Origin of the sequence: Fischerella major NIES-592 (assembly GCF_001904645.1) — a bacterium.
GTDB lineage: Bacteria > Cyanobacteriota > Cyanobacteriia > Cyanobacteriales > Nostocaceae > Fischerella > Fischerella thermalis.
Genome location: NZ_MRCA01000024.1, coordinates 1 through 23,401 on the forward strand (window position 1 = coordinate 1; position 23,401 = coordinate 23,401).

Below are 23,401 nucleotides of genomic sequence, written 5' to 3' on the forward strand. Positions count from 1 at the left end.
TTTTTTACCAGGCGCAAGGAATATTGCGTCTCCATATTCAATTCACATCAGGCGTCAATTATGTTTATTATTCGAGAAATTACCAGAGCTATTCGCATAACCATATTACTGTGGTTGTTAACAGCAATTATCTACCCAGTTACTGTTTTGGGGGTCGGTCAAACTTTTTTTAAAGAAAAAGCAGACGGCAGTATTATGCAAAATATCCAAGGCGAACCTATTGGCTCAGCTTTAATTGGTCAACAGTTCCGTTCTGAACGTTATTTTCAAGGTCGTCCTAGCGCTGTTAGGTATAGTCAGGGAAAATTAGGTAGACCAGCTGGTATATCAGGTGGAAGCAATCTTGCTCCCAGTAGTCCAGACTTGCTTAACCGTGTGGTTGAGAAATCCAGTGAACTTAGTGATGAAAGCATTCAACCCTTCGCCGACATCATCTACACCTCCGGCTCTGGTTTAGATCCACATATTTCTGTGAGAACAGCCCAAGAACAGCTAGAAAGAGTGGCTCGTGCGCGTAATATTACTCGAGAAGAAATAGTACCATTTATCAAACAGTATACAGAAGGTAGATTTTTAGGTATTTTTGGCGAACCGGGAGTTAACATTTTGAAATTAAATTATGCTCTCGATCTACAAGAAATCAACCGTAGGCAAAATCAATAAAATTGTTAGTGGTTGGTGGTTGATTGTTGGTTGTTAGTAGTTAGTAGTTGTTTTTTACTCCTCACACCCCACCCTACGGGAAGCCGCGCAAAGCGCGTCTAGACACTCCCCCACCACCCCATCGCCCCATTGCCTCCCAACCCCACAAAGTGGGGACCCCTAGCCCCCCATCACCCCATCACCCCACCTCCCATGTATCCAGTGCGTCGTGGTAAACACAAAATCTTTATCGGTATGGCTCCTGGTGTTGGCAAAACTTACCGGATGCTAGAAGAAGGTCATGCGCTTAAAGAAGAAGGGATTGATGTTGTGATTGGGTTGTTGGAAACCCACGGACGCAAAGAAACAGCAGAGATGGCTGAGGGATTAGAAATAATACCTCGTAAACAAATTCCGCGCGGTAATTTAACGTTGACCGAAATGGACACCGACGCCATTTTGGCGCGATCGCCTCAACTAGTACTAATCGATGAACTCGCTCATACCAACGTTCCCGGTTCACCCCGTGAAAAACGCTACCAAGACGTAGAAACCATTTTGCAAAATGGCATTGATGTTTACTCCACAATGAATATTCAACATCTGGAGAGCCTCAATGACTTAGTAGCAAGAATTACTGGCATAGTAGTACGCGAACGTGTGCCTGACCGAGTTCTGGATGATGCTGATGAGGTAGTAGTAGTAGATGTTACCCCAGAAACACTACAAGAGCGGTTGGTAGAGGGGAAAATCTACGCCCCACAAAAAATCCAACAAGCACTCGATAACTTTTTCCAACGTCGTAACTTAATTGCTTTACGAGAACTCGCACTGCGAGAGATTGCAGACAACGTTGAAGAAGAAGCCAGAGAAATGGGTGCAGGTTTAGCAAACAAACTTGATTCCCAAGGTCAACTCTGTAATATTCAAGAACGGGTATTAGTATGTGTTTCCACTTATGCTAAATCGTTGCAATTATTACGTCGAGGTGCAAGGATAGCCAATTACATGAATGCCCCTCTTTTCGCTGTATTTGTCGCTGATCCAGACCATTTCCTCACCAAAGAAGAAAGCTTGCACATAGATATGTGTGAAAAGCTATGTAAAGAATTTGCAGGTAATTTTATTCGTGTTTCTAGTAGTGATGTTGCAGCAGCGATCGCACAAGTAGCTGAACAATATCGTATTACCCAAATCGTCATTGGTGCAAGTCAGCGATCGCGTTGGCAAATTCTCCTCAAAGGTTCTCTCACCCACAAATTACTGCGACTACTGAAAAACACCGATTTACACATCATCGCCACAGATAAAAAAATGCATTCTTAGAAAAAAAATTCCTTGTAGAGACACAAAACTTCGCGTCTTCTTAAAACTAACCCTTTTCCTCCTTCCTCCTTCGCGCTCTTTGCGTCTTCGCGGTTCGTTTTTCACCCCTCATAATTAATGCGATAAACCACTAGTTTGGCAAGTCAACGTTATTTTAGTGTTATGCAAATTCATGCAAAATTTCTAATAACTGTGCTTCACTCAACTGTGTAATCCCTAACGCTTCGGCTTTTGCCAATTTTGAGCCTGCGTCTTCTCCCACAACTAAATAGTCAGTTTTTTTACTAACTGACTCAGTAACTTTTCCACCTGCTTTTTGAATTAATGCTTTGGCTTCATCCCGTTTCAATGTGGGCAGAGTACCAGTAATAACAAAAGTTTTACCTGCAAGTTTTTGATTGCTACCATCACTGATTGCTGCGGTGTCTGCTGTGGTAGCAAATTGTAACCCCGCTGCTTGCAAGCGTTGAATTAATGTTTGATTGGCACTAATGCGAAACCATTGATAAATGCTATCGGCGATTTCTGCACCTATACCGTAAACTCCCTCGATTTTGGCGCGTGATGCTTCTGCTAATTGTTCAACACTTGGGAATTTTTCTGTTAACAATTGGGCGGTAACATTACCAACATGACGGATGCCTAAACCATATAATACTCTTGACCAGGGTTGTTTTTTTGATTGAGCGATCGCATCTACTATTTTCTCTGCCGACTTTTTCCCCATTCTTTCTAACCCATATAATTTGTCGCTTGTCAAGTCATATAAATCGGCAACGGAATCTACTAATCCTTTATCAACGAGTTGATGTACCAACTTTTCCCCGATGCCGTGGATATCTAGGGCATCACGGCTTACCCAATGTTCAATGGCCCCTTTGAGAATAGCAGGACAAGAAGTATTGACGCAGCGAGTCACGGCTTCTCCCATTTCCCGCACTACGGGTTGACTGCACACCGGGCAATGGCTAGGCATGACAAAGGGTTCTGTGTCTGGGGGACGGAGTTCTTTGAGGACGCGCACGACTTCGGGAATGATTTCTCCAGCTTTGCGGACAATTACAGTGTCACCGATACGGATGTCTAATTGGGCAATGCGATCAGCGTTGTGTAGAGTAGCGCGTGATACTGTTGTGCCTGCTAATTGTACGGGGCGCATCTCTGCCAAAGGAGTGAGTGCGCCTGTTCTCCCGACATTCACAGCAATATTTTCTACACGGGTGGGTGCTTCTTCGGCGGCGTACTTGAGTGCGATCGCCCAACGGGGAAACTTTTGTGTAAACCCTAGCTGTTCTTGCAGCTTAAAGGAATTGATTTTTACCACCACCCCATCAGTCATATAGGGTAAATTCAGCCGTTCTGTATCCCAGTATTGATAATATTGTGCAACTTCTGCTAACGAAGTACACAGCCGTTTGTTGGGATTAACGCGAAAACCCATTTTTTGCAACAATGCTAAAGCTTCCCACTGACTACCAGCAATACTCGCATCATCCATACCAGGAATGTGTAGCGTGTAAGCAAAAAAATCTAATCTTCTTTGCGCCACAATGCGAGAGTCTAGTTGTCTGAGTGTACCGGCGGCGGCGTTACGAGGATTGGCAAATAATGATTCGCCTGCTTTTTGCCTTTCTTCGTTGATTTGTTTAAATACATCTAAGGGTAAGAACGCCTCACCCCGCACTTCTACTCTTTCTAGTAAAGACGTTACATGTAAAGACGTTACATGTAACGTCTCTACATTTAACCGCAAGGGAATTGAACGAATTGTTCGCACATTTTGAGTGATGTCTTCACCCACCACTCCATCACCCCTAGTTGCACCCCTAGTAAGAACACCATTTTCATAAGTCAAAGCCAAAGCATTACCATCTATCTTTAGTTCACAGACGTACTCTGCTGCTGTTTGTGGGGGTACTTGTCGCCGCCAGCGCTGATCCCAAGCCTGTAACTCATCGATATTAAAGGCATTTTCTAAACTGTACAGTGGAATGTTGTGGCGAACCGAAGTAAACTGGGTTGTGGGTTTTTCACCCACACGCTGAGTCGGGCTATCTGGTGTCACCAATTCTGGATACTGGGTTTCCAGGCTTTGCAATTCTCGATACAACTGATCATAAACTGCGTCCTCCATGATCGGAGAATCAAGAACATAGTAGGCGTAACTAGCCTGTTGTAGTAGCTGTCGCAATTCCTGAACTCTTTGTTTTACTTCTGGTTTTATCGGTTCCACCAAAGATATCTCCTTTTTTTGCCCAAACAACAGACTTGTTGCAAAAGTCGGGAAATGGTAAAAGGGAAAGGTAGAAAGAAAACAGAAGATATTTATCCCTCCTACCTTGTGTCTTCTTCAATTTTCCCTTTACCCTTTCACCTTTAACCTTTCCCCCTTCTCTTAACTAGCTATATAGCTTAATCAAATTTAACGAACCCAGTCCTCTACTTCATAGAGGAAACGGGTTTCCCCAATCAACTTTCGATTTGCAGAAGTGCTTTGAACTATACAGTAGCTATACTGTGAGTGGCAGATAAGATGCTTTGGAGGCTGCGCTCATAGCTTGTTTTTGAGCTTGTGCGATCGCGTCATCAGATTGTAACTTATGAAACAGGAATTTGAATTATAAATTCAGTTCCTTGTTCTGGTGATGAAACACATTGTAATTTACCACAATGATTTTCAGTAATAATTTGGTAACTAATTGCTAGTCCTAATTTATTTTCGTGAATTTTAGGTTCTGTTGAAAAAAAAGGTTGAAATATTTGGCTTTGCAATACATCTGACATGCCCTCACCATTATTAGCAATAGTAATTTTGACCGCCTTTTTGTCAATGTTAGTGGAAATCCGAATTTGAGGATTTGCCCTTTGTTTTTTATCATTTAATGCCCAATGATTTATAACAAATGAATTATCTAGAGAATCAATAGAATTGACCAATATATTCATAAATACTTGATTAATTTGTCCTGAATAGCATTCTATTTTGGGTAAATTACCATATTCTTTGACTACTTGAATGGCAGGACGTTTTGCCTTGGCTTTCAAGCGGTGCTGTAGAATGAGTAGAGTTGTCTCAAGCCCTTGGTGAATATCAACTGGCTTTTTCCGCTCTCCATCAGCGCGTGAAAAATTTCTTAGGGACTGCATAATGCCACGTATGTTATCAGTTCCTAATTTCATTGAAGATATCAGTTTTGGTAAGTCTTCGAGAACATGATCTAGATCCATTCGCTCTATTTTTTCTTCAATATCATCACCTGGATAGGGAAAATTATTTTGGTAAAGTTTCACTAAACTAATCAATTCTTCTACATAAGATTTAGCGTAATATAAATTCGTGGAAATCAAACCTATAGGGTTATTGACTTCATGAGAAATACCAGCAACTACCTGCCCTAAAGAGGAAATTTTTTCTGCTTGAATTAATTGCAACTGAGTTTTTTTAAGTTGTTCTAAAGCCTCAGAAAGTTCGTATGTTCGTTCTTCTACACGTTTTTCTAATTGTTGCTTTTGCTGGTCTAATTCTATATTTAATCGGCGCATTTTTAAATGTAATTTAACTCTTGCCAATACTTCATTTTGCTGAAATGGCTTAGTTATGTAATCAACAGCTCCCAAACTTAAACCTTTAACTTTTTCTTCTATATCTGAAAGAGCAGTAATAAAAATAATAGGAATGTCTTTTGTAGATGGATCTGCTTGCAATCTACGACAAGTTTCAAATCCATCTAGTTTTGGCATCATAATATCTAATAATATTAAATCAGGTGGATTGTTTTTTGTCTGTTCAATTCCACTGATACCATCCATTTCCACTAATACTTCGTAGCCTGCACAACTTAAAGTAGCATACAGAACTTCTAGATTTGTAGGGCTATCATCTATTACTAAAATAGTTTCTGTATTTAGAAATGACTGTTGTTGAATGTTACTATATTCTACCATTTTTATAAAAATAATATACTCAAACTAGGGAATATTTTTTTGAAGAAAAAGACGAATTTTTTTGATATTAAAACACTGAACTAATGAATCTAGATGTTTGACAAATTCCTGATATTGCTCATCCATTGTTGCTAGCTTCTCTAATTCTTGTTTAATTCCTTTAATTTGTCCTTTTTTTACATATTCCAATAACATAAATAACTCTGCTTTTGGTGGTACCACCATTGTTTGTGAACTCGATAATTTTTCAGAATAGTCTTGCTGCTTATTTTCTACCTGTTCATAAATCCAATTTAATTGGAGATATTTTGAAAGCATATGGTAAAGTTCTTTTACTTTTACTGGTTTGACTAAAAAGTCATTTGCACCTGCTGCTAAAGTTTTATGTCGCTCATTATCAAATATACTGGCGGAAGAAAGAATGACTATAGTATTTTGTATTGTTTCTGACTGTCGTAGTTGTGATAGCATTTCTCTGCCATCCATAATCGGCATTGTGGTATCGGAAATAATTAAGTCTGGCTGATATTGATGAGCTTTTTCTAACCCTTCTTGCCCATTACTAGCTTCTATAACGGTGAAGCCAATAGTTTGTAAAAGATTAACAATTAATGAGCGGTTTTCCCAACGATCATCGACAATTAAAATTGTTTTTCTGTTGCCAGAATAACCAACTATCTTTCCAGTGCTAGTAATAATACTACTTTCTGTCCAATCATCAGCGATTGGACATTCTATTTCAAATTCAAAGATACTACCTTTGCCTAACTCGCTCTTGACGGATATAGTACTACCCATGATTTCTACAATTTTTTGACTAATAGTTAATCCTAGTCCTCTACCTTCATTTTGGCTTTTGTAATCTCCTAGTTGCTCAAAGGGTAAAAATATTCTTTTTAGCTGTTGTTGACTGATACCTATGCCAGTATCTTCTATTGCAAAATATATGTATACATGGGAAGTTTTTTTCTGACTCTCTTTAACTTCTACCTTCAATTTTACACTGCCTGAATCTGTAAATTTAATTGCATTGCTAACTAAGTTGATTAGGACTTGCCGTAATCGTTTTTTATCAGTAGTAATGCCCGATGGTAAATTTTCTGGAGCTTGGTAAATAAATTCAAGATCTTTTTGTTCTGCTTGTATCCGGCAGATTTCTACTATTCCTTGCAGAAAAGAAGGCAGATGAAAATCTGATGGATGAAGCTGCATTTTATTTGTTTCTATTTGGGAAATATCAAGAATATCATTGATTAATGTTAATAAATGAGAGCCACATTTATGAATAATTTCAATACCACGTTGTTCTCTTTTGGTTATATTCTGAGAACGTTGGAGTATTTCAGCATAACCTAAAATACCATTTAATGGTGTGCGGAGTTCGTGACTCATATGAGCCAAAAATTTACTCTTGGCATGATTAGCAGCATCAGCAGCAAGTTTGGTTTCTTTTTGTTCTTCTAGAAGGGTTTTGATATAATCAATCAGTTGATTCAAACTAATTGCTAATTTTCCCAACTCATCAGTTGTAGTTATAGGTGCTTGCAAGTCAAAGTTAGATTCTGCGATCGCTTTTTCGGCAACATCTGTAATTGTCTGAACGGAATGAACGATCGCCTGACGGGTGTAAACTATCAACAGCAGAGTTATGCTCAGACTCAATCCTATGCTGGCAATAATAATTGCTATTCGTAGTCTTTGAACTTGCATTAAAGCAATCTCTGCTTGTTCTTCTTGTGTTTCAGCTACTGCAATCACAATAGCTAGTTCATCTTGGAATTGCAGCATTTTATTACTATTCTCACTCGCTGCAAATTCTGCTAGCAATTGATTGGCTTTTTGAAGCTGATTAGCATTGAAAGCCAGTGATTCAATCTGACGTAAGGTTGATTCCAAACTAGAGGGAAAATTTTTCCAGGTGTTGTGATGCTTAATTAGTAGCGGCTTTAGTTCTTTGATGGCTGAATTTGCCGCAGATGAATTTATTTGTTTGAGTAATTGTTTTGCTGCGGTAATTTGTTTAGTTGCTGCTAATTCCGCTTTCTGAAAAGTTTGTGGAGTTTGGTAATTAGCAGAAGTTTTTGGGAATAACTGTAAGTTAAAAAGAATATTTTGGAGTTTACTTAACTGCTGACGCTCTTGACGAATGGTTCTTCTTTGCTGATCTGCACGATGCAAGTAAGAATCACCAGAAACAACCCCTACAGTAGTTCCCAAAACCATAATACCAAGTGCGATCGCATAACCAAAATATATCTTGGTGCTGATGCTAAAATGGTTGATTACCTGATTAACTTTATTTTGAGGGTTAAATAGCCAGCTAGATAGATGCAGAGAAGTTTGTTCATCTCTGTTGGCATCAGACTGAGAGATTTTCTGCCTAGAAGCTGGATAAGTCATGCGTTTATGGTAGTTGCATGTAGCTACTGCGAGAGATATATAATTTTTACTTATAAGCAGGCGCGATCGCTTGCGTATCTAGCTACATTTGTTATGGTTCCCGTAAGCAAAGAAAAACTAACACAGTAAGGCGATGATAGTCAGGGGTAATTACATATTGATGGGAATAGCGATCGCGAGTTCAGTTCCTTCTCCCACTACTGACTTACACCTCAAACTTCCTCCATGTTTTTCTTCAATAATCTGCCGACTTATAGATAAACCTAATCCAGTGCCTTTTTCTGATGATTTAGTGGTAAATAAATGGTCAAATATCCGTGATTGAGTTTCTTCAGGAATGCCTATGCCATTATCTTTAAATTTAATGACCACACTTTTTCTATCATTAGATAACTGAGTTGAAATAGTAATAATATTAGGAAATTTTTCTATTTCGCTAAAATCACGCCCTTGATTAGATTCTTCTAAAGCATCAATAGCATTAGCTAAGATATTCATAAACACTTGATTGAGTTGCCCTAAATAGCATTTTATCCGTGGAATATCTCCATAATTTTTAATTATTTGAATAGCAGGGCGATTTGGATTAGCTTTCAGACGATATTGTAAAATTATTAAAGTATTATCAATAGCTTCATGAATATTAGCTAGCACTTGATTTTCTTGATCAGACCGAGAAAAAACTCTTAGAGAATTACTAATCTTAATAACTCGTTCAGCCCCTAATTTAATTGAATGAAATAATTTTGGTAAATCTGTAGTTAAAAAATCGATATCAATCTCATTCCCATGTTGTTCAATTTCTAGTTTTGGCTGAGGATAATGATGCTGATATAAATGCAGGTGCTGTAGTAAATCTTTCGTATATTCTTCAGCATGATTAATATTACCTAAAATAGAATTAATTGGATTATTAATTTCATGGGCAATCCCCGCTACTAAATTTCCTAAAGCAGACATTTTTTCACTCTGGATTAACTGAATTTGAGCTTGTTGCAAATTGATTAGGGATTGAGTTAATTGTTTTGTTCGCTCTTTAACCCGTTCTTCTAAAGCATTGTTGAGTTGATGCAGTTGTAGATTTTTTTCTTCTAACTTCTTTGTTAAAGAAGATAATTTTAAATGTAGGCGAATACGAGCAATGACTTCTGCTTCTTGAAAAGGTTTAGTAACGTAATCTACTGCTCCCAAGTTCAAGCCTTTTACTTTATCCCTAGTATCATTGAGAGCAGTCATAAAAATTATAGGTATTTGATGAGTTAGGGGATTATCTTTTAGTTTTTTACATGTTTCAAAACCATCTATACCTGGCATATCCACATCTAATAAAATTAGATCTGGCTGATCATAATTAATCTGCTTGATTGCATTCTCACCATTTGTTGCCACGGCAATTTCAAAGCCAGCATTAGTTAATGCTTCGGCAATAACTGCTAAATTGGTCGAATTGTCATCTACAATGAGGATTACGTATTCTTCTGTGGGAGACATGTTTTATATTTATACAATTTATCACAATTAGATAGATAAATACTTTTTCAGGAATTCTTGGATTGCATTAATTTGAAATTTCTGAGTAAGATGTAAAATTTCCTGAGTGAAACTAGAATATCTTTTATCTAATTGAGCAAGCTTTTCTACTTCTTTCTGGATCGCTATAATTCGACCTTTCAAAGCTAGATCGTAAAGTTGATTTATATCTTCTATTGGCGGTGCTATGATTGTCTCAGTTAGTAACAAATTATTTTGTTCTTTTTGATCAATTAGGTTTTGATTATTTTCATAAACCCATTCCAAATGTAAATTTATTTTTAAAATCTCTAATAACTTTTCAATTTGTACAGGTTTCGGTAAAAAATCATCTGCTCCAGCATTCAAACTTTTATATTGATCAGTTTCAAAAACACTGGCAGAAGAAGCAATAATCTTAACTTCTTTATATTGCGGTAACTCTCGCAAGTTTCGAATCATCTCAAAGCCATCCATTAAGGGCATTACTAAATCAGTAATAATTAAATCAGGTTGAAACTCTTCTACTTTTTCTAAACCTTCTTGACCATCGCTTGCTTCAACGAGGTGAAAACCAAGTGGTTCTAGCAAATTAATAATCACCGAGCGATTTTCCCATTTATCATCGACGATTAATATTTTTCGTTGCTTTCCAGTAAATCCAACAATGGTTCCTTGAGGAAATGTTTTAATTTTTTGTGACCAATTTATAACTTCTGGTAATTCTATATCAAACCAAAAAATACTGCCGATTCCTGGTTGGCTTTGGACGTTGATATTACTGCCCATGAGAGAAATTATTTTCTGAGTAATTGCTAATCCTAAGCCTGTACCTTCTATCTTGCGCTTATTTTCTCCTACTTGCTCAAAGGGCAAAAATATTTTTTCTATTTGTTCTGGAGTCATGCCTATGCCAGTGTCTTCTATTTGGAAGCGAATTTTATAATGGGTAATTTGTTGTTTTGCTTGACCAGTGACTTCAACTTTCAAAATTACGCTACCAGTATCTGTAAATTTAATCGCATTATTTAGTAGATTAATTAAAACTTGTCGTAGACGTTTTTCATCAGCATAAACACCTTGAGGAACTTGGGATTCTACTTGAGTAATAAAAGCAATATTTTTTTGTTCTGCGCGGATACGGCAAATCTCTGCGACCCCTTCTAAAAAGGCGGGAAAATGAAAATTAGTAGGATACAATTCCATTTTCTGTGCCTCAATTTTGGAGAGGTCCAATATATCATTAATTAGATTCAGTAGATGAGAGCCGCATTGATAAATAATATTAATGCCGTGGTACTCCCTTTCTGTCAAATTTTTAGAGCGTTGGAGTATTTGAGCATAGCCTAAAATGCCATTGAGTGGTGTTCTTAATTCGTGGCTCATGTTTGCTAAAAATTCGCTTTTAGCATGATTAGCAGCATCGGCAGCGATTTTCGCTTCTTTGAGTTGAGCAGTACGTTTTTCAACTCGAATTTCTAATTCTTGATTGGTCTTTTCTAGAGTAGTGAAAGCATTACGCAATTGCTGCGCCATTCGGTTAAAGGATCTCGCAAGTACTGCTAGTTCCTCCACTTCACTTTCTACGACTTTTTGATCTAATTCGCCTAAAGCGATCGCTTCCGAGGCTTGACTTAACTTTAAGATGGGTTGAGTAATCCAACGCGATGTATAAACTCCCAAAACAGTAGCCAACGCCAAAGCCAACAGACACAGCATAATTGTGGTGCGAGTATTGGCATGGATTTGTGCCATAAAATCAGATTCTGGAACCGCAACCACCACCAACCAATCAAGTCCCCAATCATCTCGCCAAGGTGTAACTTGGACAAACTGACGTTCACCACTGAGTAAAAAATCTAACTGTTGACTCCTGTTGATTTTTTTGTAACTACCAAAGCGGTTTGTGAGATGGTTGGCGATCGCTTTGATTAACGAATCATTAATATCCGAGCTTTTGAGCCGTTGCAGTTTACCATTAATTATTGTGTAAGGCTGCTCTTTTGTGGAAGTAGCAATCAGTAAACCACTACGCTCTACAATAAAAGTTTTACCGCGGGGACTAACTTTTAGCTGGCGCAAAAAATCACTAATCTGGGAAAGGCGTTGTTCCACACCAATTGCACCGATGAAGTTTTTGTTGCGATCAAAAACAGGACGACTCGCAGCAATAGATAAGGGATAAGGTGCTGTTTCCCATTGATAAATCTGGCTCCATGTTGGTTTACCTACCAAGACTGCTTGTGCATACCAACCCTCTTTTTGAAAGGCATAGTCTTGATCAATATCTGCAAGCTTAATCCGATTTCCTTGGCTATCTGTATCGTAGGTATATAAATGACCGTTGTGATATCGAGATGGTGAAACCTCATTGATGGAGATGCGATTATCATCGAAAAAATACCCTGCTGCTGCGAATTCACCTTCTTTACTGCCAAAAATGACATAGCCAACAGGATACAGTTGCATTTGCTTCCAAAAGTAATGTCCCATCCCTGGCAAATCTTGAGGATTAAGCAAACCCAACTCCATCGCTTCTCCATTGATTTGGGCAAGACGACGTGCTGTATTGAAGTAACTATCAAGACGCTGTTCAATGCGACTGCTAACTTCCTTACTTAATTGCCTAGCAAGGTGATTGACTGCTTGCTGACCATTACGTAAAGATAAATATCCTGTAAGTCCCACCGCAGCAAAAATTTGCACAACAAAAGGCACTACAAGAATTAGGCGTAGAGGAATTTTTCTGCTACCCCTGGTACAAGAACTTTTTTGGCTCAAAAGCAGCATATTTTTAACAACAGTATTAATACTTATAGGCGTAAGGTTTATTTAGTATATAGTTCCCATAAACAAGTTGAGAATTCACATAGAAGTTGCTGGAAATAACAAACCCGATTCCCATGAAGAAATCGGGTATGGGTGATGCTGAATTTTCAATACTAAGTAGTATTTGACCGCGTAAGTTTTGACTTTTTGTGAGGCGTCAGATCGCCGACTTTTTAAAAAGTCGGGAATCTAGCTCACCTATCAAAATCAATTTGGTGAACTAGTAGTTTAGTACCTAATTGAGTCGTAAAGCACTCACTACACACCGTAAATCTTGAGACAGCCTGTTTAGACAGGAATTTGAGTCTCAGCTTCTAGCTTAGCCAGTCTTTCTGCGAGAAGTTGTTCTAAGGATTCTAATGCTTTGGTGAAACCTTTGATACCTTCATCTAATTTTTCTGATGCCATGCGATCGGCAGTGTGCATCTTATCAAAGGTGGCTTTGTCCATAGAAACTTTTTCAATTGCCATCGCTGATGCTTTGCTAGCATCAAGTTTACGAGGCAGTTCTCCAATTGTTGCCTGTAACTCACCCAGTAGCGCGGGAGAAATAGTCAGCAAATCGCAACCTGCCAATTCAGTAATTTCGCCGATATTACGGAAGCTAGCTCCCATAACTTCAGTCTTATAACCAAATTTTTTGTAGTAGTTGTAGATTTTTGTGACAGATAATACCCCTGGATCTTCTGCTGAGGGGTAACTATCCCGTCCGGTTTCTTTTTTGTACCAGTCGAGAATGCGTCCGACGAAGGGAGAAATGAGAGTTACACCAGCTTCTGCACAGGCGATCGCTTGGTGAATACCAAACAATAAGGTGAGATTGCAGTGAATTCCTTCTTTTTCCAAAATTTCAGCAGCACGAATACCTTCCCAAGTGGAAGCAATTTTAATCAGAATGCGTTGGCGAGAAACTCCTGCTGCTTCGTATTGAGCAATCAATTCTCGTGCTTTGGTGACAGTAGCTTCTGTGTCATAAGATAGGCGTGCATCCACTTCTGTGGATACTCGTCCAGGGATGATTTGCAAAATCTTCAATCCAAAGGACACCGCTAAACGGTCAAATGCCAAAGAAACTACTTGAGCTTGAGATGCACCAGAACCAAGGTCTTTTTTTGCTTGCAGTAAAGTTTGATCAACTATTTCTTGATATTCCGGCATTTGTGCTGCCGCTGTAATCAAGGAAGGGTTGGTAGTCGCATCTTGTGGCTTGAATTTTTCAATTGCTTGAATGTCTCCGGTATCTGCGACCACAACGGTCATTTCTCGCAATTGTTCCAGTAAATTCTTTGACATGGTTTACCTCTTGAATTTTGTTTTTCAGGACTTATATCATCGGGTTGTAGTGGTCTCGCTAGCTGAGTTGATGGCAACGAGTAATCGGTAATTGGAAATTCATATATCTTTCATTACTTATTACCAATTACACCGAAATATTTTCGCAAAAGTCCTGATTTAATTCCCTCCAGCCCTATTCTAGGCAAGTTCTGCCAAGATTGATTGTGTCATTGTATGCAGTTTTTTTAAATCATTTTGCATTTTTCGTTATCAGGGGATATTTTCAACCCTAGTAACCATAATTATTTGGACAATTTTTGACCCTTGTTGTGCTTAAATAACTGAATATTTAAATCACAAATTCTTCAGCTTTTTTTCAGTATTGGCACTGCCTATTGAAGTAGTGGTCTATCGCATTAATTTTGCTGGGCTACAAGCTCCCAACTTCTTGAAGAAGCCGGGGATTTGACCACCCGTAAATCCTCAAAATTAACTGGACTGACTAGTAGACTCATCTTTAGATGACTTGAGCTATTAGCCAAGGAGGCGTTGCAGAGAAAGCGGGATGATTTTATTTTCTCTTTTAGTTAAAAAACTTAATTCTTAGCGCTCTTGGCGTCTACCCTTCGGGAACCCGCTTCGCGTGTATTGCGGTTCATCATTCATCTCCATTTTATGCAACGCCGCCAAGGATTTTAATCCTTGGCGATTTTTGACAGTGGTGAGAAATAGTAAACAGTTAACAGTGAATAGTTAATAAGTTGCTTTGATAACTGAATAACTGTTAAACAGCTACTGCCAGATCCTGCAAAATGCCTTCTTTTTGTGCCATAGCTAACATTAGGTCAACGACTCGATTTGAGTAGCCCCATTCGTTGTCGTACCATGCCACAACCTTGAAAAAGTTGGGATTCAGTTCAATTCCAGCGCCAGCATCAAAGATACTAGAGCGACTATCTCCCTGGAAATCTGTGGAAACTACTTCCTCATCAGTGTAGCCTAATATACCCTTTAGTTCGCCTGTTGCTGCTGCTTTCATCGCCGCACAGATTTCCTGATAACTAGTTGCTTTAGCTGTTTTGAAGGTTAAATCAACCACAGAAACATCAGGAGTGGGAACCCGGAACGCCATACCAGTTAGCTTGCCTTTTAACTCAGGCAGAACTAACGCCACAGCTTTTGCTGCGCCGGTAGAAGAGGGAATAATATTTTGTGCCGCACCACGACCACCACGCCAGTCTTTTTTGGAAGGGCCATCTACTGTGGGTTGAGTCGCAGTCATGGCGTGGACTGTAGTCATTAATCCTTCTGTCAAACCAAAATTATCATTGATCACCTTAGCGATGGGAGCCAGACAGTTAGTAGTACAACTGGCGTTGGATACAACAGTATCTTTAGCTGGATCAAACAAGTGATGATTGACACCCACTAATAGGGTTTTGACTCGCTCTGGATCTTTAGTAGGGGCAGAAATGATCACCCGCTTGGCTCCGGCTTGCAGGTGGTTTGCTGCCCCTTCATAGTTGGTAAACAGTCCTGTAGATTCAACTACATAATCTGCACCTAATTTACCCCAAGGCAATTCTGCTGGATTCCGAATCGATACGCAAGGAACAAAATGCCCATCAACAACGATGCCATTATCCTTTGCCTCAACGTTACCCTTATACATCCCGTGGGTAGAGTCATATTTCAACAGGTAAGCAAGATTATCTGGTGGTACAAGGTCGTTAATGCCTACAAACTCTATGTTGGGGTTAGTAATGCCAGCACGAAATACCAGACGCCCAATCCTACCAAATCCGTTGATACCAACTTTTAATTTAGCCAAGATTTACCTCCTATTCTGGGAAGTTGAACAAAGGAGAAACTAAAGCAAATTACATATTACTGTTTGCTTTTTCGATCCTGACAGTCTGATTTGGCGATCGCCTATTTGCTTGGCATCTTTTAAGGTTTAGTCTGGGGGAGCCATCTGCCCACTTTTCTAATCTTCCAGTTCCAACTTTCCTCGGTAACCAGTTACAAGTCTGCTACCATCTTTAAAAATATGAATTTCGATCTGATTGCTTGCCCAAGAAATGTTATCTTGCAAAGCTGGGTTAAAGACATGAACCCGTTGATTGCTAGATGAAACAGGAGAGTCGGGTGAGTTTATCGCTAGTGATTGAACGTAAGGGCCATCAATGAGAATATCTAACTGCTCTAATAGTTCTTGAGAGCCAGCTGGAGCATATTCAGATTGTAATTGCTCCAAAGTAAAACCACTAAATGACATCACGTTCAATCCAGCCGCTTTAACTTTGCGCGCCAGATTTGCTAGTGCGGCTGCTTGCCAAAAGGGTTCACCACCAGAAAAAGTTACACCTTGATTGTGAGGATTACTGAGAATTTTTTCCGCCAGACTATCTACACAAACAAGTTGATTAATTTCAAAAGACCAAGATTCTGGATTAAAGCAACCTGGACATTCCCGCAAGCATCCTTGTACCCAAATTACAGCACGACATCCAGGACCATTCACTTCAGATTCATCCACATAACCCATAATATTGAGATATCCGGCGGGAATCTGCATCAGTGTCATGTATGAGTTAGCTTGATTTTGAGTCATAGTTTTGTCTTTGTATTTAATTTATCTAGTGTCTTAAAATAGCGATCGGGGATTAATTTAACAGCAAATCCATAATCCATCTGTGTGCATCGCCTTGCACTGTGTACTGAATATTTAGGAAACTACGCTGAGAACTGTGGTTGACAGAGTACTACTACTTGCAGGTTAGAGGTAAAAGATGAGGAACTTGTGAGGAAGGTGGAGAGGTCGGGATGTAGGGTGATAGGGATTATGAGGGGTGTGTAGACGCGGTAGCGGTGAGGGGGTCGCAGTCTTGGACGCCAGGTGCTTTATGCCGGGAGACCCGTCCACCGCACTGGCTCCGCTTTCCGTCACGATTGCGAACCCCCGTAGACGGGCGAAGCCCGGCTTCTCGAAGAGTACCCGGAGGGCTTCCCGTGAGGGTGGGGTGTGGGGAGTGACGAATAACTAACCACTAACTACTGTAGGCCGCGTGCATTTGTACCAAGATATTTAGTTTTCAGCAAAGATACTCATACAAATGCTTCGCCCCTACTAACCACTAACTACTAACCATTCTTAATTTATCGATGTGTATCTGTATTTAACTGTGGTTTGATACACAGAAACTGAGCAACAATAGATTATTCCTGAGTATGTGAACCCCAATGCCCAATTCCTAGCCCCTAAAATCTTCGTTAATCTCTGCCTTATGTATTCCCCAACAGCCTATGCTAGATAGTCGGGCCAGCCACTGTGAATGTTTTTGTTCAGTGGTGAGAACTAATTCAAAAAAAAAGGACAAAGATATAAATGATTGATACTGCCATTGAAGCAATTGTGGCTCGCGAAATTCTTGACTCGCGGGGTAGACCAACAGTAGAAGCAGAAGTACATTTGGCTAATGGTGCTGTGGGACTGGCGCAGGTTCCGAGTGGTGCGTCAACAGGTACTTTTGAAGCCCACGAACTACGGGATGGAGACAAAAGCCGTTATGGGGGTAAGGGTGTACTTCAGGCAGTGCAAAATGTCAAGGATATAATTGCCCCAAAATTACTAGACATGGACGCCCTGAATCAGGAACTCCTTGACCGCACGATGATCACTCTCGATGGTTCTCCTAACAAATCTCATCTGGGTGCTAATGCGATTTTGGCAGTTTCCCTGGCAGCAGCCAAAGCAGGGGCTGAATCTTTAGATATTCCCTTATATCGTTATTTGGGTGGTCCTTTGGCGAATTTATTGCCTGTGCCATTAATGAATGTAATTAATGGTGGCGCTCATGCGGCAAATAATGTCGATTTTCAAGAGTTTATGATTGTTCCCATCGGGGCGTTTTCTTTCCGAGAAGCATTGCGATGGGGTGCGGAGGTGTTTTCCACCCTCAGCCAGGTTTTAGATGAGAAGGGTTTACTTACTGGTGTGGGGGATGAAGGTGGTTTTGCGCCTAATTTGGAGTCCAATCAAGTGGCTTTAGAATTGCTGGTTGCTGCGATTGAAAAAGCTGGCTACAAACCAGGGGAACAAGTAGCTTTGGCGTTGGATGTGGCTGCTAGTGAGTTTTACAAGGATGGACAGTATGTTTATGATGGCAAACCCCACTCACCATCTGAGTTTATTGACTATCTCGCCCAACTAATTGGTCAATATCCGATTGTCTCGATTGAAGACGGTTTACACGAGGAAGACTGGCAAAATTGGCAGTTACTTACCCAGAAGTTGGGCGATCGCGTTCAGTTGGTAGGAGATGATTTGTTTGTCACAAATGCTACTCGCCTGCAAAGGGGCATTGATTTTAAAGCTGGTAACGCAATTCTGATTAAGCTCAATCAAATTGGTTCGCTAACTGAAACTTTGGAAACTATCGATTTGGCTACTCGTAACGGTTTCCGCTCGGTAATTAGCCATCGTTCTGGTGAAACAGAAGACACAACTATTGCTGATCTCGCTGTTGCCACTCGTGCGGGTCAAATCAAAACAGGTTCTCTGTGTCGCAGCGAACGGGTGGCAAAATACAACCGTTTGCTACGAATTGAAGATGAATTAGGCGATCGCGCGGTATATGCAGGTACGGTGGGTATGGGACCAAAGTAGTTAATTACTAGTTGTTAGTTGTTAGTTGTTAGTTGTTGGTTTTTACCACTAACCACTAACCACTAACCATTAACCATTAACTGTGATTATGGATAAAAACCTAACTTCGGTAATCCCAAGGTTTCATCCCAACCCATCATAATATTCATACACTGAATTGCTTGACCCGCCTGCCCTTTGATCAGGTTGTCAATTGCTGACATTACGATCGCTCTACCTGTACGCGGGTCAACTTCTATACCTATGTAACAAAGATTACTACCACAAGCCCATTTGGTTTGGGGATAAATGCCAGGATCGCAAATTTTTACCCAAGCAGAGTTACGGTAAAAGGCTCTATAAATGGTGATTAAATCATCTCTGACCAAGCCGGGATCGCGTAAGGATGCATACACTGTAGATAGGATGCCGCGTACCATTGGGATGAGATGGGGAGTGAATTGTATAGTGAGTTCGTGACCTGCGAGTTCACTGCAAATCTGCTCAATTTCCGGTGTATGGCGGTGACGGGCGACACCATAGGCTGCCAGAGAGTTGTCTGCTTCAGCTAATAACATATTGATTTTGGCTTCTCGTCCACCACCCGACGTACCAGATTTAGCATCAATAATGGCTGTTTCGGGAATGATTAACCCCTGTTTGAGGAGTGGAGATAGTGCGAGGAGACTGGCGGTAGGATAGCAACCAGGACACCCTACTAACTGGGCTTCGGCAATGCGATCGCGATATAGTTCTGGTAATCCATACACTGCCATTGCCGCAGTAGCAGTATCTTGCCGTTGTTTACCGTACCAAGCAGTATAAGTCGCCAAGTTACTAAAGCGATAGTCAGCACTCAAATCGAGTACCTTACATCCTTTCTCTAGCAATTTTGGAGCAATTTGGCAAGCCAGACCATTCGGCACAGACAGAAAAACTACTTCACAACGGTGAGCAATAATTTCCGTATCCACCGCTTCTATCGATAAATTGACTGTATGAGCCAAATGTGGATATATATCCGCAAATGGCTTACCAGCGGTGCTATCGCCACCTAAATAAACAAGCTCTACTTCTGGATGATCCATCAGTAGACGCACCAACTGAACTCCGCCATAACCTGACGCGCCTACAATCCCAACGGGTACGCGTCTAAAATTGCCCATGATTATAAGATCCTTATCCGCTTTTGGTTAACCTGTAGTCAGCTCTCAACAATCTACGCTTTAGCTTAAAGCTATTAGCTCTTAGCATATGACGATTGAAGGTTAAATGCTAACCCTGATGATTTTTGAACTTTTACTGAAATTTAAGTACTAAAACCTAATTTTAGCGGTAGACTTTTTGGCAATGTTATGTGAAAAAATAAGAAGCCAGATGAATTTTATTCATCTGCAACTGTCTTTTGTGCAGTCAGCTAGCAATAGCATTGCTATGATACCTGTCTTAGGCAGTTAAAGTTTTGCTCTAGTAGTCCACAAGCGAATAAAGCTAAAATCATTATTACGGATACCACTTGTGTATTCACAAATTATTCTATTTGCAAAAAATCTATATCTTGCCAGAGTAATACTTAAAGCCTCCTCTTGCACTCTCTCATTTTTGAACCTAGTAACAATATCAACATCAACAAATCCCTGCTTATCTAAGCTTCTACCCTTCTAAAGGCGGTACAATCTGAAAAACAGGATTTGTTAAAAAAATTTACTTTTGGTAGCTAAAATCTGTGTCTCAGATCAAGACAACTTCAACCCAAGCCTTTGAATTTGATTCGATTGACGCCGCTTTGGCAGATTTGAAAGCTGGCCGTGTGATCGTGGTAGTAGATGACGAAAACCGAGAAAATGAAGGCGATTTGATTTGTGCTGCTCAATTTGCAACTCCAGACACAATCAATTTCATGGCGGTAGAAGCGCGGGGGTTGATTTGTTTGGCAATGACGGGCGATCGCCTCGATGAATTAGACTTGCCTTTGATGGTAAGTAATATTACAGATCCCAACCAGACTGCTTTCACCGTCAGTATTGATGCTGGGTCTCATTTGGGGGTAACAACTGGTATATCAGCAGAAGATCGCGCCCGGACAATTCAAGTCGCCATTAATCCAAGTACTAAAGCTTCAGATTTGCGTCGTCCCGGTCATATTTTTCCGATTCGTGCTAGGGAAGGTGGTGTACTGAAACGAGCAGGACATACAGAAGCGGCAGTCGATTTATCCAGACTTGCTGGTTTGTATCCGGCTGGGGTGATTTGTGAGATTCAAAACCCTGATGGTTCAATGGCGCGGTTGCCTCAGTTAATCCAATATGCTAAACATCATAAGTTGAAAATTATTAGTATTGCGGATTTAATCAGCTATCGCCTCAAACACGATCGCATTGTGATTCGGGAAACAGTTGCCGATTTACCCACCCAGTTCGGTCTTTTCCAAATCTACGCTTATCGCCACACCCTAGACAATACTGAACACGTTGCTATTGTCAAGGGAGATCCCTCCCAATTCGATGATCACCCTGTGATGGTACGGATGCATTCCGAATGTTTAACTGGGGATGCATTGGGTTCTCTACGTTGCGACTGTCGGATGCAACTACAAGCAGCTTTGAAAATGATTGAAAATGCGGGGCAAGGTGTTGTAGTATACCTGCGACAAGAAGGACGGGGAATTGGACTGATTAATAAACTAAAAGCCTACTCGTTGCAGGATATGGGACTAGATACCGTTGAAGCTAACGAACGTTTAGGATTTCCCGCCGATTTGCGTGACTACGGTATGGGCGCACAAATTCTGATGGATTTGGGTGTACATAAAATCCGTTTGATTACCAATAATCCTCGCAAAATTGCCGGGTTAAAAGGTTATAACTTAGAAGTAGTTGATCGCGTACCCTTATTAATCGAAGCCAATGATTATAACTCCTATTACCTGACCACAAAAGCGAAAAAGCTGGGTCACATGCTGTTGCAGACATATTTGGTGACAATGGCTATCCACTGGGAAGATGACCCGCAAGCAGTTACAGAACGCTATGAACGCTTGGAAAAACTGCGCCATTTAGCGAAAAGTCATGATTTATTGTTACAAGAAGAAGCTCGTCCTTTAGCGATCGCCCTCTTTGACAAACCATCTTTAACAGTACATCTCGGATTTGATCAACCGCGACTAGCAACCCATGACTGGTACAAACAAAAAAATCATCCCTACGTACAAGCGATCGGACAAATTCTTGATTATCTCGTCAGTCTACCCTATGTACAGAAGTTAGAATTTTTGATTTCTTCTGGTGTTGATCCCCTAAGTAATCTGCAAGTGCAATTAGATCGCCAGACTTTCTCAGCAGAGACTTCACCTTCATCAATTTGTTGTGAACAGTTAGAAACACAGAAAATATATAGTTTTAATCTTTAAAGACAGTACTACTGTCAGAAATCGCCAGCATACAATGCGAAATCTGTCACTAAGCTGGTATTGTGGTGTTTTTAGCAAAGCCACGAATCAAAAAAACACTTTAAATAATGTATTTTTCTTGGTGTCTTAGTGTCTTGGTGTTTCAAATATTCTTTTTTCAACACAAAGGTACAGAGATACTAATTGTCAATCTCACGAAATCGGCTGTCGAAAGGAGTGAAGTAAATTAAAAAACTTATCAAAATCAAAACTGCGGGGATCAATTCTTGTACCCGAACGATCAACATCTCGATGGGTAGTAATACGCTCATCTGGAACACTGCTCTGAGCTATTAACCAAGCAAGAGAATAGTATTGGGCATCAGTGTAACCGATGTGATATGGTTCTTTGTTGCGACCTTCTGGTGGCGTTTCTAAAGAGACGTGGTAAGCAAAATTATTCACGGATGGTTCTAAACCAGGATTAGTTTGTACAGTTTCTGACCCATTTGGCCCATCAAAAACTGAGTTACCTGCACCAAAAGCCCGTTTATCCGGTGGGACTATATAAATAATTGTTCCGTCTAAAGTAATTAAGCTATGGTAGCTTACTTGCTTATCTTGATCACCATGGGCTGTTTGGAAGGTATTAATCGCACTTGATGCAGAATCAGCAGTTTCATGAAGTACTATGATTGCCTGATTGTTAACTGGTACACCATTAATATCTGTAGCAAAACGTTCTCCATAATTGCTTGGGTGGGCTAAGGCAATTTTGTAACTAGGGGTATATTGTTTAAAAGCTTCAGTAATTTTGAACGAATATTGAGGAATATTTTGCAGTTTGTCTGCTTGGTTATTTGTTGATGAAACTTTGTCAGCACCAGCCGTATTCACTGATGGTTTAGCAGAACTTTGCAGTTTGTCTGCTTGTTTGTTCTTTGATTCAACTTTGGGAGTTGGACTAGTATTGGTTAATGATTTGGAAAAATCTTGAACTTCCTCTTTTTGCTCTTGGACTGCTTGTAATTGGACTTTGGCTGGACTCCAAGCAGCAGGATCTACATCTGAATTTGATGAGATGCTGCTATTTTGCTGTAACTTCGCTCTCCCAAGCACAAGAACAATAGTTAAGGAGATAAGCATCAAAGAAATTATTAGCAATCTTTTAATCCAGACGCTAAAACTCATGGGTTGAAAAATAAAAATATTGCTTAAATTTATACTAATATATTCGTTTAAGTAGAAAATAAGCCACTCTCATATCGAGAACAGTACCATAATCTCCACTCCTGAAAAATCTTTCTACAGAGATATTTAAATTCCACAAGTTTTCAATAAATACCCCATAAAAATTAAGAGAATATAACCTCTTTCCCTAGATGGTAATTCAACGAATATAAAGAATATAAAATGACTGGTGTTGACTTTTGAAGATA

General features: G+C 40.0%; 14 protein-coding genes. 4 read left to right on the forward strand and 10 right to left on the reverse strand.

Annotated features, from left to right (window positions below; genetic code table 11):
• Nucleotides 1-60: 60 nt before the first annotated feature.
• Together kdpC and NIES592_RS23005 are read left to right on the forward strand one after the other, a co-directional pair.
• Complete coding sequence (gene kdpC, locus NIES592_RS23000) at nucleotides 61-663, forward strand: K(+)-transporting ATPase subunit C (protein WP_073557015.1); 603 nt, start codon at nucleotides 61-63, stop codon at nucleotides 661-663.
• Nucleotides 664-855: 192 nt separating this feature from the next.
• Nucleotides 856-1,968, forward strand: coding sequence for a universal stress protein (locus tag NIES592_RS23005; RefSeq protein ID WP_102205947.1), 1,113 nt, complete (start codon nucleotides 856-858; stop codon nucleotides 1,966-1,968).
• A 160-nt stretch (nucleotides 1,969-2,128) separates the two neighbouring features.
• Here the strand turns inward: NIES592_RS23005 and ligA are convergent, their stop codons facing one another.
• The 8 genes from ligA to NIES592_RS23045 form a co-directional block, all read right to left on the reverse strand.
• On the reverse strand, nucleotides 2,129-4,201 hold the full coding sequence (gene ligA, locus NIES592_RS23010) for an NAD-dependent DNA ligase LigA (RefSeq protein ID WP_073557017.1): 2,073 nt from the start codon (nucleotides 4,199-4,201) through the stop codon (nucleotides 2,129-2,131).
• A gap of 365 nt (nucleotides 4,202-4,566) precedes the next feature.
• Nucleotides 4,567-5,913: a hybrid sensor histidine kinase/response regulator gene (locus tag NIES592_RS23015; RefSeq protein WP_073557018.1), complete on the reverse strand. Its 1,347-nt coding sequence runs from the start codon at nucleotides 5,911-5,913 to the stop codon at nucleotides 4,567-4,569.
• A gap of 24 nt (nucleotides 5,914-5,937) precedes the next feature.
• The gene (locus NIES592_RS23020) at nucleotides 5,938-8,313 is read right to left on the reverse strand and encodes an ATP-binding protein (RefSeq protein WP_073557019.1); all 2,376 of its coding nucleotides are present in this window, start codon (nucleotides 8,311-8,313) and stop codon (nucleotides 5,938-5,940) included.
• Nucleotides 8,314-8,463: 150 nt separating this feature from the next.
• Nucleotides 8,464-9,804, reverse strand: coding sequence for a hybrid sensor histidine kinase/response regulator (locus tag NIES592_RS23025; protein WP_062246263.1), 1,341 nt, complete (start codon nucleotides 9,802-9,804; stop codon nucleotides 8,464-8,466).
• A gap of 27 nt (nucleotides 9,805-9,831) precedes the next feature.
• Nucleotides 9,832-12,612: a hybrid sensor histidine kinase/response regulator gene (locus NIES592_RS23030; RefSeq protein ID WP_073557020.1), complete on the reverse strand. Its 2,781-nt coding sequence runs from the start codon at nucleotides 12,610-12,612 to the stop codon at nucleotides 9,832-9,834.
• A 327-nt stretch (nucleotides 12,613-12,939) separates the two neighbouring features.
• Complete coding sequence (locus NIES592_RS23035) at nucleotides 12,940-13,944, reverse strand: transaldolase (RefSeq protein WP_062246267.1); 1,005 nt, start codon at nucleotides 13,942-13,944, stop codon at nucleotides 12,940-12,942.
• A gap of 766 nt (nucleotides 13,945-14,710) precedes the next feature.
• On the reverse strand, nucleotides 14,711-15,757 hold the full coding sequence (gene gap, locus NIES592_RS23040; protein ID WP_062246269.1) for a type I glyceraldehyde-3-phosphate dehydrogenase: 1,047 nt from the start codon (nucleotides 15,755-15,757) through the stop codon (nucleotides 14,711-14,713).
• A 156-nt stretch (nucleotides 15,758-15,913) separates the two neighbouring features.
• Nucleotides 15,914-16,540 carry a 4Fe-4S single cluster domain-containing protein gene (locus NIES592_RS23045; protein ID WP_073557021.1) on the reverse strand — a complete coding sequence of 209 codons (627 nt, stop codon included), beginning with the start codon at nucleotides 16,538-16,540 and terminating at the stop codon, nucleotides 15,914-15,916.
• A 774-nt stretch (nucleotides 16,541-17,314) separates the two neighbouring features.
• Between NIES592_RS23045 and eno the strand changes: the two genes are divergently transcribed.
• Complete coding sequence (eno, locus tag NIES592_RS23050) at nucleotides 17,315-18,595, forward strand: phosphopyruvate hydratase (RefSeq protein ID WP_073557022.1); 1,281 nt, start codon at nucleotides 17,315-17,317, stop codon at nucleotides 18,593-18,595.
• 86 nt (nucleotides 18,596-18,681) lie between these two features.
• Here the strand turns inward: eno and argC are convergent, their stop codons facing one another.
• Nucleotides 18,682-19,740, reverse strand: coding sequence for an N-acetyl-gamma-glutamyl-phosphate reductase (argC, locus tag NIES592_RS23055; RefSeq protein ID WP_009454279.1), 1,059 nt, complete (start codon nucleotides 19,738-19,740; stop codon nucleotides 18,682-18,684).
• A gap of 560 nt (nucleotides 19,741-20,300) precedes the next feature.
• Here argC and ribBA point away from each other — a divergent pair.
• Nucleotides 20,301-21,983, forward strand: a complete 1,683-nt coding sequence (gene ribBA / locus NIES592_RS23060; protein WP_062246275.1) for a bifunctional 3,4-dihydroxy-2-butanone-4-phosphate synthase/GTP cyclohydrolase II — start codon at nucleotides 20,301-20,303, stop codon at nucleotides 21,981-21,983.
• 192 nt (nucleotides 21,984-22,175) lie between these two features.
• Here the strand turns inward: ribBA and NIES592_RS23065 are convergent, their stop codons facing one another.
• Entirely contained in the window at nucleotides 22,176-23,153 is a 978-nt protein-coding gene (locus NIES592_RS23065) for an N-acetylmuramoyl-L-alanine amidase (RefSeq protein ID WP_073557023.1), read from the reverse strand.
• Nucleotides 23,154-23,401 lie beyond the last annotated feature (248 nt).

Bases quoted from the DNA above. Each gene is read 5' to 3' on its own strand.
- kdpC (WP_073557015.1), top strand. From the start codon at position 61: ATGTTTATTATTCGAGAAATTACCAGAGCTATTCGCATAACCATATTA.
- NIES592_RS23005 (WP_102205947.1), top strand. From the start codon at position 856: ATGTATCCAGTGCGTCGTGGTAAACACAAAATCTTTATCGGTATGGCT.
- NIES592_RS23015 (WP_073557018.1), bottom strand. From the start codon at position 5,913: ATGGTAGAATATAGTAACATTCAACAACAGTCATTTCTAAATACAGAA.
- NIES592_RS23020 (WP_073557019.1), bottom strand. From the start codon at position 8,313: ATGACTTATCCAGCTTCTAGGCAGAAAATCTCTCAGTCTGATGCCAAC.
- NIES592_RS23025 (WP_062246263.1), bottom strand. From the start codon at position 9,804: ATGTCTCCCACAGAAGAATACGTAATCCTCATTGTAGATGACAATTCG.
- NIES592_RS23030 (WP_073557020.1), bottom strand. From the start codon at position 12,612: ATGCTGCTTTTGAGCCAAAAAAGTTCTTGTACCAGGGGTAGCAGAAAA.
- NIES592_RS23035 (WP_062246267.1), bottom strand. From the start codon at position 13,944: ATGTCAAAGAATTTACTGGAACAATTGCGAGAAATGACCGTTGTGGTC.
- NIES592_RS23045 (WP_073557021.1), bottom strand. From the start codon at position 16,540: ATGACTCAAAATCAAGCTAACTCATACATGACACTGATGCAGATTCCC.
- eno (WP_073557022.1), top strand. From the start codon at position 17,315: ATGATTGATACTGCCATTGAAGCAATTGTGGCTCGCGAAATTCTTGAC.
- argC (WP_009454279.1), bottom strand. From the start codon at position 19,740: ATGGGCAATTTTAGACGCGTACCCGTTGGGATTGTAGGCGCGTCAGGT.
- NIES592_RS23065 (WP_073557023.1), bottom strand. From the start codon at position 23,153: ATGAGTTTTAGCGTCTGGATTAAAAGATTGCTAATAATTTCTTTGATG.